A 13,254-nucleotide genomic window follows, 5' to 3' on the forward strand; every position below is an offset into this window, starting at 1 on the left:
ACGACCCCGCAACCGCCCGGAGTTGCGGGGTCGTCTCGTTCTCGGGACCGGTCTCGGCTCCCTGCACTAGCGTGCGGTTCACAGAAGACTCACAGGGGTGGGAAATGAAGACCAGACATCTGCGTCGACTCGCTCTGTCCGTGGCGGCCGCCGCGGCCCTCACATCGGTGGCCGCCTGCGGCTCCTCCGACGGGGACGGCACGAAGGACGACAAGGCGGTGGACAAGCCCGCGGACAGCGGCTCCGAGGGGAACTCCGCCTCGGCCCTGACCGCGCTGCGCACCGTGGACGAGTCCACCGAGGCCGCCGACTCCGCCAAGGTCGAGTCCACCTTCTCGATGGGCGAGGTCCTGTCGATGGAGACCAAGGGCGAGCTGTCCTGGGCGGACGGCACCACCGGGGCGATGAACATCACGTACACCGGCGGTCAGATGGCCCAGCAGATGGAGCAGGCCGGCTCCTCCAGCATCGACGCCCGCTATCTGCCCGACGAGTACTACGCGAAGATGGGCGAGCCCTTCGCGCGGCAGGCGGGCGGCAAGCACTGGATCCGCTACAGCTACGAGGACCTGGAGGAGCTGGCGGGCTCCAGCGGTGCGTACATGAAGGACCAGCTGCAGAACTCCACGCCCAACCAGTCCGTGAAGCTGCTGCTCGCCTCCGGTGACGTACGCCGGGTCGGCGAGGAGGAGGTGCGCGGCGAGGACACCACGCACTACCGCGGCAAGGTCGAGGTCGCCGAGCTGGCCGAGCGCGGCTCGAACCTCGACAAGGACCAGCTCGCGGACCTCAAGAAGCAGCTCCAGGCCTCCGGCATCACCACCGAGACCATCGACATCTGGGTCGACGACAAGAACCTGATGGTCAAGAAGACCGAGGCCGGCGACACCGCCAAGGGCAGGCTGACCACCACGGCCTTCTACAGCGACTACGGGATCCATGTCACCGCCGAGGCGCCCCCGGCGGACGACACCGTGGACTTCAAGGAGCTGATGAAGCAGCAGCAGTAGGTGCGGTGGCCGGCCGCCGGGTCCCCTCGGGGGAGCGGCGGCCGGACCCCTGCCCACCGGCGGGCCGGAGGCGATTTGCCTGCCGGTGAGCCGGTCCCGTACTCTTCCGAGGAAGCCAAAGACCGCTGGTCGTTGCCGTGCGCTCAACTGAGGGCGCGGTGGCCGAAGGATCCGCTGAATTGCGGCGACCTGCGTAGGTGACCCTGGAAGTGCTCCCGGCCGCGATTCGGTTCACGAATCCGGTTCCGGTCGAGCTCACGCCCTGGCCGCCTGCGCCGGGGCGTTTCGTTTTAGCTCCACTCCTCCTTCGGGTCCGCGCGGTCCTGTTCACCCGGAAGGAGGCCGAGGCTCATGGCGAGGCCCGACAAGGCTGCCGCGGTTGCCGAGATGGCGGACAAGTTCCGCAGCTCCAACGCCGCTGTGCTGACCGAGTACACCGGTCTCACCGTGGCGCAGCTCAAGGAGCTGCGCCGTTCGCTCGGTGAGAACGCTACGTACCGCGTGTCGAAGAACACGCTTTCCAAGATCGCGGCCAACGAGGCCGGGATCTCCACCCTGGACGACCTGTTCAAGGGCTCCACGGCGATCGCCTTCGTCACCGGTGACCCGGTGGAGTCGGCGAAGAGTCTGCGCGACTTCGCCAAGGACAACCCTGCCCTGGTCGTCAAGGGCGGCGTCATGGACGGCAAGCCGCTGTCCGCCGACGAGATCAAGAGGCTCGCGGACCTCGAGTCCCGCGAGGTTCTGCTCGCCAAGCTGGCGGGCGCCCTGAAGGGCAAGCAGTCCCAGACTGCCGCGCTCTTCCAGGCGCTTCCCTCGAAGTTCGTCCGCACCGCGGAGGCGCTTCGTGCCAAGAAGGCCGAGCAGGGCGGTGCCGAGTAATTCGGCTCGCACATTGGCAGCCCTTGCCTAGGTGCGCCTAGGCCGCGGGAGGCCGACAGCGGGCCCGACGTACGCCCGCCTGACATGTACATCCGGCACCAGCCGAATTAGTGGAAGGACCGCCATCATGGCGAAGCTCAGCCAGGAAGACCTGCTTGCCCAGTTCGAGGAGCTCACCCTCCTTGAGCTCGCCGAGTTCGTGAAGGCGTTCGAGGAGAAGTTCGACGTCACCGCCGCCGCCCCGGCCGCCGTCGCGGTCGCCCCGACCGGCGCCGCTCCGGCCGAGGCCGCTGCCGAGCAGGACGAGTTCGACGTCATCCTCACCGGCGCCGGCGACAAGAAGATCCAGGTCATCAAGGTCGTGCGTGAGCTGACCTCGCTGGGTCTGAAGGAGGCCAAGGACCTCGTCGACGGCACCCCGAAGGCCGTCGTGGAGAAGGTCGACAAGGCCGCCGCCGAGAAGGCCGCCGAGGCCCTCAAGGGCGCCGGCGCCTCCGTCGAGGTCAAGTGACCTCACGAGTCGGCTGACTCTTTTCCGGCCCCCGGCGGCGTGCCGCTGTAACGGCCGGAGCGCTCAGGGCGATCACCCATCCGGGTGGTCGCCCTTCGGCGTTGACGGGGCCGGGCGAGGACCTCCCTTGCACAGCGGGGTCCGGCGAGTAGGGTGATCTTCGTTGCGCTCCGCCGGGAGGCGGGGTCCGCGTGGAGGGGCCCGGCAGTGACGATCGCGGCGTGTGGTTCGGCCTGGGGGCTCTTGACGAACCGCACGCAGCGCGCGATTCTCAGGACGCGTCGCCAGAACCGATCCGGATCCGAGGCATGGATCGCTGGCGAAGAGGGCAGTATCGATGTGCGTCGAGGGCATGGAAGACCGCGAGCTACGAGTGGCGAGAACAACGAGGGTCGATATGAGGCTCGAACAGGCCTCGGAAAACCCGGAGTGGACATCAGTGGGCCGAGTGGCTACACTGACCCTTTGCGCTGCCTGTTAGCTGCCTCCTGCCCGTCACCAGGGGCACGCCCGCACTTGAGCACAGCCGACGAAACCGGACCTGACCAGGGTTTTCTTCAGGTTTTGTCACTGGCTTCCGGTGTGGGGCCGGTACGCGCGTAGTGAGTCCGAGCCCTCGGAAGGACCCCCTCTTGGCCGCCTCGCGCACTGCCTCGACCGCGAATACGAACAACGGCGCAAGCACCGCCCCGCTGCGCATCTCTTTTGCAAAGATCAAGGAGCCCCTCGAGGTTCCGAACCTTCTTGCTCTGCAGACCGAGAGCTTTGACTGGCTGCTCGGTAACGAGGCGTGGAAGGCTCGTGTCGAGGCGGCTCTGGACAGCGGACAGGACGTCCCCACCAAGTCCGGTCTGGAGGAGATCTTCGAGGAGATCTCCCCGATCGAGGACTTCAGCGGGTCGATGTCCCTGACCTTCCGCGACCACCGTTTCGAGCCGCCGAAGAACAGCATCGACGAGTGCAAGGAGCGCGACTTCACGTACGCGGCCCCGCTCTTCGTCACCGCCGAGTTCACCAACAACGAGACCGGTGAGATCAAGTCCCAGACGGTCTTCATGGGCGACTTCCCGCTCATGACGAACAAGGGCACCTTCGTCATCAACGGCACCGAGCGTGTCGTCGTCTCCCAGCTGGTGCGTTCGCCGGGCGTCTACTTCGACTCCTCCATCGACAAGACGTCCGACAAGGACATCTTCACCGCCAAGATCATCCCGTCCCGGGGTGCCTGGCTGGAGATGGAGATCGACAAGCGCGACATGGTCGGTGTGCGTGTCGACCGCAAGCGCAAGCAGTCCGTCACCGTCCTGCTCAAGGCGCTCGGCTGGACCACCGAGCAGATCCTCGAGGAGTTCGGCGAGTACGAGTCGATGCGCGCCACCCTGGAGAAGGACCACACCCAGGGCCAGGACGACGCGCTCCTCGACATCTACCGCAAGCTGCGCCCGGGCGAGCCGCCGACCCGCGAGGCCGCGCAGACCCTGCTCGAGAACCTCTACTTCAACCCCAAGCGCTACGACCTGGCCAAGGTCGGCCGCTACAAGGTCAACAAGAAGCTCGGCGCCGACGCCCCGCTGGACGCCGGGATCCTGACCGTCGAGGACATCATCGCGACGATCAAGTACCTGGTGAAGCTGCACGCCGGCGAGACCGAGACGGTCGGCGACAGCGGCACCCAGATCGTGGTCGAGACCGACGACATCGACCACTTCGGCAACCGCCGCCTGCGCAACGTCGGCGAGCTGATCCAGAACCAGGTCCGCACGGGTCTCGCCCGTATGGAGCGCGTCGTGCGCGAGCGCATGACCACCCAGGACGTCGAGGCGATCACGCCGCAGACCCTGATCAACATCCGGCCGGTCGTCGCCTCCATCAAGGAGTTCTTCGGCACCAGCCAGCTGTCCCAGTTCATGGACCAGAACAACCCGCTGTCCGGGCTGACGCACAAGCGCCGCCTGTCCGCGCTCGGCCCCGGTGGCCTCTCCCGTGAGCGGGCCGGCTTCGAGGTCCGCGACGTGCACCCCTCGCACTACGGCCGGATGTGTCCGATCGAGACGCCGGAAGGCCCGAACATCGGCCTGATCGGCTCGCTCGCCTCCTACGGCCGGGTCAACGCCTTCGGCTTCGTGGAGACCCCGTACCGCCGCGTCACCGAGGGTGTCGTCACCGACGAGGTCGACTACCTCACCGCCGACGAAGAGGACCGCTTCGTCATCGCCCAGGCGAACGCCCCGCTCACCGAGGACCTCCACTTCGAGGAGTCCCGGGTGCTGGTGCGCCGCCGCGGCGGCGAGATCGACTACGTCCCCGGCGAGGACGTCGACTACATGGACGTCTCGCCGCGCCAGATGGTGTCGGTCGCGACCGCCATGATCCCCTTCCTGGAGCACGACGACGCCAACCGCGCGCTCATGGGCGCCAACATGATGCGCCAGGCCGTGCCGCTGATCACCGCCGAGGCCCCCCTCGTCGGTACGGGCATGGAGTACCGCTGCGCCGTCGACGCCGGTGACGTCATCAAGGCCGAGAAGGCGGGTGTGGTCCAGGAGGTCTCCGCGGACTACGTCACCGTCGCCAACGACGACGGCACCTACACCACGTACCGCATCGCCAAGTTCTCCCGCTCCAACCAGGGCACCTCGGTCAACCAGAAGGTGATCGTGGACGAGGGCGCCCGCGTCATCGAGGGCCAGGTCCTCGCCGACGGGCCCGCCACCCAAGAGGGTGAGATGGCGCTCGGCAAGAACCTGCTCGTGGCGTTCATGCCCTGGGAGGGCCACAACTACGAGGACGCGATCATCCTGTCGCAGCGCCTCGTGCAGGACGACGTCCTCTCCTCGATCCACATCGAGGAGCACGAGGTCGACGCCCGGGACACCAAGCTGGGCCCCGAGGAGATCACCCGGGACATCCCGAACGTCTCCGAGGAGGTCCTCGCCGACCTCGACGAGCGCGGCATCATCCGCATCGGCGCCGAGGTCATCGCCGGCGACATCCTCGTCGGCAAGGTGACCCCCAAGGGCGAGACCGAGCTGACCCCCGAGGAGCGCCTGCTGCGCGCGATCTTCGGTGAGAAGGCCCGTGAGGTCCGTGACACCTCGCTGAAGGTGCCGCACGGCGAGACCGGCAAGGTCATCGGCGTCCGCGTCTTCGACCGCGAGGAGGGCGACGAGCTTCCCCCTGGTGTGAACCAGCTGGTGCGCGTGTACGTGGCGCAGAAGCGCAAGATCACCGATGGTGACAAGCTCGCCGGCCGCCACGGCAACAAGGGCGTCATCTCCAAGATCCTGCCGATCGAGGACATGCCCTTCCTGGAGGACGGCACCCCGGTCGACATCATCCTCAACCCGCTGGGCGTCCCCTCCCGGATGAACCCGGGACAGGTCCTGGAGATCCACCTCGGCTGGCTCGCCAGCCAGGGCTGGGACGTCTCCGGCCTCGGCGAGGAGTGGGCCGAGCGCCTGCAGGCGATCGAAGCCGACCAGGTCGACCCGCGCACCAACGTCGCGACCCCGGTCTTCGACGGTGCCCGCGAGGACGAGCTGGCGGGCCTCCTGGAGCACACAATCCCCAACCGCGACGGCGACCGCATGGTGCTGCCGTCCGGCAAGGCGAGGCTGTTCGACGGCCGCTCCGGCGAGCCGTTCCCGGACCCGATCTCCATCGGGTACATGTACATCCTCAAGCTCCACCACCTGGTCGACGACAAGCTGCACGCCCGCTCGACCGGTCCGTACTCCATGATCACCCAGCAGCCGCTGGGTGGTAAGGCCCAGTTCGGTGGCCAGCGCTTCGGTGAGATGGAGGTGTGGGCGCTCGAGGCGTACGGCGCCGCCTACGCCCTCCAGGAGCTGCTGACCATCAAGTCCGACGACGTCACCGGCCGCGTGAAGGTCTACGAGGCCATCGTCAAGGGCGAGAACATCCCGGAGCCCGGCATCCCCGAGTCCTTCAAGGTGCTCATCAAGGAGATGCAGTCCCTGTGCCTCAACGTGGAGGTGCTTTCCAGTGACGGTATGTCCATCGAGATGCGCGACACGGACGAGGACGTCTTCCGTGCCGCCGAGGAGCTCGGTATCGACCTGTCCCGGCGCGAGCCGAGCAGCGTCGAAGAGGTCTGACGAGTCTGACCGGGGCCCTCGCCGTACGTAGGTACGGCCGGCCCCGGTCAACCCCGGACCCCTCAGACCATTGATGAAGCGCCCCCTTTCCCCCGCTGCGGCGGGGGAGGGGCACAACCCCCGAAAGAGGGATTGACGACAAGTGCTCGACGTCAACTTCTTCGACGAGCTGCGGATCGGCCTGGCGACCGCGGACGACATCCGACAGTGGTCCCACGGCGAGGTCAAGAAGCCGGAGACCATCAACTACCGCACCCTCAAGCCCGAGAAGGACGGACTCTTCTGCGAGAAGATCTTCGGTCCGACCCGGGACTGGGAGTGCTACTGCGGCAAGTACAAGCGTGTCCGCTTCAAGGGCATCATCTGCGAGCGCTGCGGCGTCGAGGTCACCCGCGCCAAGGTGCGCCGTGAGCGGATGGGCCACATCGAGCTCGCCGCCCCCGTCACCCACATCTGGTACTTCAAGGGCGTCCCGTCGCGCCTCGGGTACCTGCTCGACCTCGCCCCGAAGGACCTGGAGAAGGTCATCTACTTCGCGGCGTACATGATCACGTTCGTCGACGAGGAGCGCCGCACCCGCGACCTGCCCTCCCTGGAGGCGCACGTCTCCGTGGAGCGCCAGCAGATCGAGCAGCGCCGCGACTCCGACCTGGAGACCCGCGCCAAGAAGCTCGAGACGGACCTCGCCGAGCTGGAGGCCGAGGGCGCCAAGGCCGATGTGCGCCGCAAGGTGCGCGAGGGCGCCGAGCGCGAGATGAAGCAGCTGCGCGACCGCGCGCAGCGCGAGATCGACCGTCTCGACGAGGTGTGGAACCGCTTCAAGAACCTCAAGGTCCAGGACCTGGAGGGCGACGAGCTGCTCTACCGCGAGCTGCGCGACCGCTTCGGCACCTACTTCGACGGCTCGATGGGTGCCGCGGCGCTGCAGAAGCGCCTGGAGTCCTTCGACCTCGACGAGGAGGCCGAGCGCCTCCGCGAGATCATCCGTACCGGCAAGGGCCAGAAGAAGACCCGTGCGCTCAAGCGCCTCAAGGTCGTCTCCGCCTTCCTGCAGACGTCCAACAGCCCCAAGGGCATGGTGCTCGACTGCGTGCCGGTCATCCCGCCGGACCTGCGTCCGATGGTGCAGCTGGACGGTGGCCGCTTCGCGACCTCCGACCTGAACGACCTGTACCGCAGGGTCATCAACCGCAACAACCGCCTGAAGCGCCTGCTCGACCTCGGTGCCCCCGAGATCATCGTGAACAACGAGAAGCGGATGCTCCAGGAGGCGGTCGACGCCCTCTTCGACAACGGCCGCCGCGGCCGCCCGGTCACGGGCCCCGGCAACCGTCCGCTGAAGTCGCTGTCCGACATGCTCAAGGGCAAGCAGGGCCGCTTCCGGCAGAACCTGCTCGGCAAGCGGGTCGACTACTCGGCGCGTTCGGTCATCGTCGTCGGCCCGCAGCTCAAGCTGCACCAGTGCGGTCTGCCCAAGGCCATGGCCCTGGAGCTCTTCAAGCCGTTCGTGATGAAGCGCCTGGTCGACCTGAACCACGCGCAGAACATCAAGAGCGCCAAGCGCATGGTCGAGCGCGGCCGCACGGTCGTCTACGACGTGCTCGAAGAGGTCATCGCCGAGCACCCGGTGCTGCTGAACCGCGCGCCCACCCTGCACCGCCTCGGCATCCAGGCCTTCGAGCCGCAGCTGGTCGAGGGCAAGGCCATCCAGATCCACCCGCTCGTCTGCACCGCCTTCAACGCGGACTTCGACGGCGACCAGATGGCCGTGCACCTGCCGCTGTCCGCGGAGGCGCAGGCCGAGGCCCGCATCCTGATGCTGTCCTCGAACAACATCCTCAAGCCCGCCGACGGCCGTCCCGTCACCATGCCCACCCAGGACATGGTGCTCGGACTGTTCTTCCTCACCACCGACGGTGCGGAGCGCGAGCTGAAGGGCGAGGAGCGTCCGTTCGCCTCCGTCGCCGAGGCCATCATGGCCTTCGACGCCGGCGAGCTGTCCCTCCAGTCGAAGATCGACGTCCGCTTCCCCGTGGGCACCATCCCGCCGCGCGGCTGGACGCCCGCGGCGCCCGCCGAGGGCGAGGACTTCGGTCCCGACGAGTGGCAGCAGGGCGACACCTTCCGGCTGCGGACCACCCTGGGCCGCGCGCTCTTCAACGAGCTGCTGCCCGAGGACTACCCCTTCGTCGACTACGAGGTCGGCAAGAAGCAGCTCTCCCAGATCGTCAACGACCTGGCCGAGCGCTACCCGAAGGTCATCGTGGCGGCGACGCTCGACAACCTGAAGGCGGCCGGCTTCTACTGGGCGACCCGCTCCGGCGTCACCGTCGCCATCTCCGACGTCGTCGTCCCCGAGGCGAAGAAGGAGATCGTCAAGGGCTACGAGGCCCAGGACGAGAAGGTCCAGAAGCAGTACGAGCGCGGTCTGATCACCAAGGACGAGCGCACCCAGGAGCTCATCGCCCTGTGGACCAAGGCGACCAACGAGGTCGCGGAGGTCATGAACGACAACTTCCCGCGCACCAACCCGATCTTCATGATGGTGAACTCGGGCGCGCGCGGAAACATGATGCAGATGCGTCAGATCGCCGGTATGCGCGGTCTGGTGTCGAACGCCAAGAACGAGACCATCCCGCGTCCCATCAAGGCGTCCTTCCGTGAAGGCCTCTCCGTCCTCGAGTACTTCATCTCGACGCACGGTGCCCGTAAGGGTCTGGCCGACACCGCCCTGCGTACCGCCGACTCGGGTTACCTGACCCGTCGTCTGGTCGACGTCTCCCAGGACGTGATCATCCGCGAGGAGGACTGCGGCACCGACCGCGGCCTCAAGCTGGCGATCGCCGAGCGGGGCGCCGACGGGGTGCTGCGCAAGACCGAGGACGTCGAGACCTCCGTGTACGCGCGGATGCTCGCCGAGGACATCGTCGTGGACGGGAAGGTGCTGGCCCCGGCCAACGTCGACCTGGGCGACGTCCTCATCGACCAGCTGGTCGCCGCGGGCATCGAGACGGTCAAGACCCGCTCGATCCTGACCTGCGAGTCCGCCGTCGGCACCTGCGCCATGTGCTACGGCCGCTCGCTGGCCACCGGCAAGCTGGTCGACATCGGTGAGGCGGTCGGCATCATCGCCGCCCAGTCCATCGGTGAGCCCGGCACCCAGCTGACGATGCGTACCTTCCACACCGGTGGTGTGGCCGGTGACGACATCACCCAGGGTCTGCCCCGAGTCGTCGAGCTCTTCGAAGCCCGTACGCCGAAGGGTGTCGCCCCGATCTCCGAGTCCGCGGGCCGCGTCCGCATCGAGGAGACCGAGAAGACCAAGAAGATCGTCGTCACCCCGGACGACGGCAGCGACGAGACGGCCTTCCCGATCTCCAAGCGCGCCCGTCTCCTGGTGGGCGAGGGCGACCACGTCGAGGTGGGCCAGAAGCTCACCGTGGGTGCCACCAACCCGCACGACGTGCTCCGCATCCTCGGCCAGCGCGCCGTCCAGGTCCACCTGGTCGGCGAGGTCCAGAAGGTCTACAACTCGCAGGGTGTGTCGATCCACGACAAGCACATCGAGATCATCATCCGGCAGATGCTGCGCCGCGTGACGATCATCGAGTCCGGCGACGCGGAACTCCTGCCGGGCGAGCTCGTCGAGCGCTCCAAGTTCGAGACCGAGAACCGTCGTGTGGTCCAGGAAGGCGGCCACCCGGCCTCCGGCCGTCCGCAGCTGATGGGTATCACCAAGGCCTCGCTGGCGACGGAGTCCTGGCTGTCGGCCGCCTCCTTCCAGGAGACGACCAGGGTCCTGACGGACGCGGCGATCAACGCCAAGTCCGACAGCCTCATCGGCCTCAAGGAGAACGTCATCATCGGTAAGCTCATCCCGGCCGGTACGGGCCTGTCCCGCTACCGCAACATCCGGGTCGAGCCCACCGAGGAAGCCAAGGCCGCGATGTACTCGGCCGTCGGCTACGACGACATCGACTACTCGCCCTTCGGGACGGGTTCGGGCCAGGCGGTCCCGCTGGAGGACTACGACTACGGTCCGTACAACCAGTGAGCTGAGGGGCACCGGGGCATCCGGTGCGCCGAGGTCGCGAAGGGCGGTCACCTTGCGGGGTGGCCGCCCTTCGGCGTGGGTGCCGGACTCCGCGGCGGTCCCGCAGGTATTTGTCCCAATCCTGTGTGGATTCAGGAGAGTTCGCGGAATTCGTGATGTGAGGGAATCCCGCCTCGGCAAAGGTGGCGGAACCGCGTCACCGCTCGCTAGCGTCTACTGAATCAGCCAAAGTCTCGTTCTCCACCGGGAGTTGTCCGTGTACCGCATTCGTGTGCTGCCCGCCGCCGTCTCGCTCACGGCCGCCGCCGCCCTCCTCCTCACGGGCTGCGGGGGCGACGACAAGGGCAAGGACGAGGACAAGATCGAGGGTGCGGGGGGCGAGACGAAGTCGAGTGCGCCGGCTTCGCCTTCGGCGAGCGGCGAGGCGCCGAAGTTCGACCGGCCGAAGATCACGCTTCCCTCGGACGTGCAGATCGATTTCGAGGACCCGAAGCTCTCGGACCCCCAGCAGGCGGCGGCGCTCGGCGACGCTCAGAACTTCATCCGCGCGATCCGCTACGGCATCGTGAAGCAGGATCCGGACGAGAGCGCGTACAAGTTCTACTCCGATTTCCAGAGCCAGGCGCAGCAGTACGCCAAGGAGCAGATCAAGGCCCGGGTGGACGCGGGACTCACCATCTCGGGCGAGCAGCGCTACTTCCGCACCAAGGTGATTCCGACGAAGAGCGCGAAGTCCGTCGTCATCAATTTCTGCAGCGACAGCTCCAAGTACTTCAGCAAGGAAGTGAAGACCGAGAAGGTCCGCCGTACAAAGCCGAGCGCTGAGGACTTCGCCTTCTGGGAAATCGCGATGAGTCCCTCCGAGGGCAAGAAGGGGCTGTGGCGAGCAGCCGGCGTCAAGGTGACGGATCCATCTCGGGAGTGCAGGGCATGACTACTTTCCGCAGGCTTCTGATAGGTGCCGCCGTGTGCTCGGTGGCCCTGGTGTCCGGTGGGCAGGCATACGCGGGCGAGGGCCTCACCGAGGGCTCCTCGACCGGTACGAAGAAGAACGACAGTGTGGGCGCCCAGGTGAAGGTCCGCTTCACCGGCTCCGGCACCTCGGGAGGCAACGGCTCGGGCGGGCTGAGCTCGTCGAGCGCCGACTGGGACCCGCCGGGCTGCTGGTACGCGCCGCAGTGGAAGTCCGGCGAATTCCGGAAGATGCGCCAGAGCATCTACTTCGCCGCTGTGCACGACCCGGACGGCCGGGAGTTCACCGGCGAGATCTCGGACGAGAACCAGGGCTACGCCAAGGACGAGTACCACGACGGCGACAAGGGCATGTACTGGGGCGCGGTCCAGAATCCCGACGCCTCGTACGCGGAGCAGTGGGCGTGCAAGCGGGACCCGTTCTGGGTGCCCGAGGGTGAACAGCCCGATGAGCCTCAGGCCATCAACCCCGAGATCCTCGCGGGCCTCGCCTACAACCAGATCAAGGTCCCCGGCACCAAGGTCACCCTCGCTCCCGCGGGCGCGACCAAGGTGAATCTGCCGACCTGGGCCTGGCTCGACAAGGGGGACTTCCAGCCGGTGTCCGTCACGGCCTCGCTGGACTTCCCGGGCTTCCACATGGAGGCCACCACCACCGCCGAGCCGACCGGCCTCACCCTCAAGCCCGGCACCGAGGACGCCGAGCTCCTCCCCGCCTCGGGCAACTGCCCGGTGGGCAAGGACGGTTCGATCGGCGAGCCCTACGCCAAGGGCAAGGCGGACCGCACCCCGCCGTGCGGCGTCACGTACCTGAAGTCCTCAGGCAACGGCACCTTCGACCTCCAGGCCACCGCGACCTGGAAGATCACCTGGACGGGCACCGGCGGCGCGGGCGGCGACCTGCCCGACGGTGAGTACGGGAACAACCAGCCGGTGGAGGTGGAGGAGGCTCAGGCGGTCAACCGCTAGGCCTCTGTGCAGCGACAGCCAAAGGGCGGTCATTCCTCGTACGGATGGCCGCTCTTGGCATGTGGGAAGCGACACGGGTGGGCGAGGGGTCCGCAGCGTACGGTCGCAGCTCTCTGAGGATTTGGGACGGCATCTTCCATCTGCCGTGACGCACGACATGGGCTGGCGGCTTCATCCCGCAGAGTTCGGCTCCTGCCCCTCACCCCGGCGGTGGAACTTGGTCAGATTGAGTGGAGCACTGATCAGAGCGCTGGGTGTCGACAGGCACGCATAGTCGACCAATTCCATTACGCAACAGATGGCAATACCTGCTGGGTCGTACTCTCCTGTGGCCTCGCCATGCCACACGGGACCGCTTCTGAACCTTCGGTGAGGGTCTGCATTCGGCGTTGTGGCGCTGAAGGACTCCTCTGCCCTTGGTGAAAAATCCTGGGATTCGATACGTGTAATTGTGCTCCTCGTGCTGGATAGCCAGCCAATGAGACCGGGTGTGAAATGTATTACCCTTGGCCGGGCATGTCATATTTGAAAGCCTGTAGGTGTATGCGCGCCCCTCGTGCCTGATGTCGAGCCATCTGGGCCGAGACCGGATACCGGTGACGCGTAGATCCATTTTCACGGGCGACTCATCGATGCGGAGCCATCCACCATCCAGAGAAGGGAAGTCACCCCCGCCCGAGAAAATCACAGTGGGGAAGCTCGGCCCCTGCAGGACGGCTTCGCTGGTGGGGAGGCTGC

At 66.9% G+C, this 13,254-nt stretch carries 7 protein-coding genes; all 7 read left to right on the forward strand.

The window, feature by feature from the left end; genetic code table 11:
- Window positions 1–104: 104 nt before the first annotated feature.
- Complete coding sequence (locus tag MID12_RS19990; protein WP_263169430.1) at window positions 105–1,010, forward strand: hypothetical protein; 906 nt, start codon at window positions 105–107, stop codon at window positions 1,008–1,010.
- 351 nt (window positions 1,011–1,361) lie between these two features.
- The gene (gene rplJ, locus MID12_RS19995; RefSeq protein ID WP_040252641.1) at window positions 1,362–1,892 is read left to right on the forward strand and encodes a 50S ribosomal protein L10; all 531 of its coding nucleotides are present in this window, start codon (window positions 1,362–1,364) and stop codon (window positions 1,890–1,892) included.
- Window positions 1,893–2,019: 127 nt separating this feature from the next.
- Window positions 2,020–2,403 carry a 50S ribosomal protein L7/L12 gene (gene rplL / locus MID12_RS20000; protein ID WP_040252643.1) on the forward strand — a complete coding sequence of 128 codons (384 nt, stop codon included), beginning with the start codon at window positions 2,020–2,022 and terminating at the stop codon, window positions 2,401–2,403.
- Window positions 2,404–3,035: 632 nt separating this feature from the next.
- Window positions 3,036–6,521: a DNA-directed RNA polymerase subunit beta gene (gene rpoB / locus MID12_RS20005; protein WP_040252645.1), complete on the forward strand. Its 3,486-nt coding sequence runs from the start codon at window positions 3,036–3,038 to the stop codon at window positions 6,519–6,521.
- 142 nt (window positions 6,522–6,663) lie between these two features.
- A complete protein-coding gene (locus MID12_RS20010; RefSeq protein ID WP_040252647.1) occupies window positions 6,664–10,575 on the forward strand; it encodes a DNA-directed RNA polymerase subunit beta' in 3,912 nt (1,303 codons plus the stop codon).
- Between the two features lie 256 nt (window positions 10,576–10,831).
- Window positions 10,832–11,509 carry a hypothetical protein gene (locus tag MID12_RS20015; protein ID WP_263169437.1) on the forward strand — a complete coding sequence of 226 codons (678 nt, stop codon included), beginning with the start codon at window positions 10,832–10,834 and terminating at the stop codon, window positions 11,507–11,509.
- On the forward strand, window positions 11,506–12,516 hold the full coding sequence (locus tag MID12_RS20020) for a hypothetical protein (protein WP_263169439.1): 1,011 nt from the start codon (window positions 11,506–11,508) through the stop codon (window positions 12,514–12,516). Before MID12_RS20015 ends, MID12_RS20020 begins: the two co-directional genes overlap by 4 nt.
- Window positions 12,517–13,254 lie beyond the last annotated feature (738 nt).

It is taken from the genome of Streptomyces sp. SCSIO ZS0520 (assembly GCF_025643355.1).
Classification (GTDB): Bacteria; Actinomycetota; Actinomycetes; order Streptomycetales; family Streptomycetaceae; genus Streptomyces; species Streptomyces physcomitrii.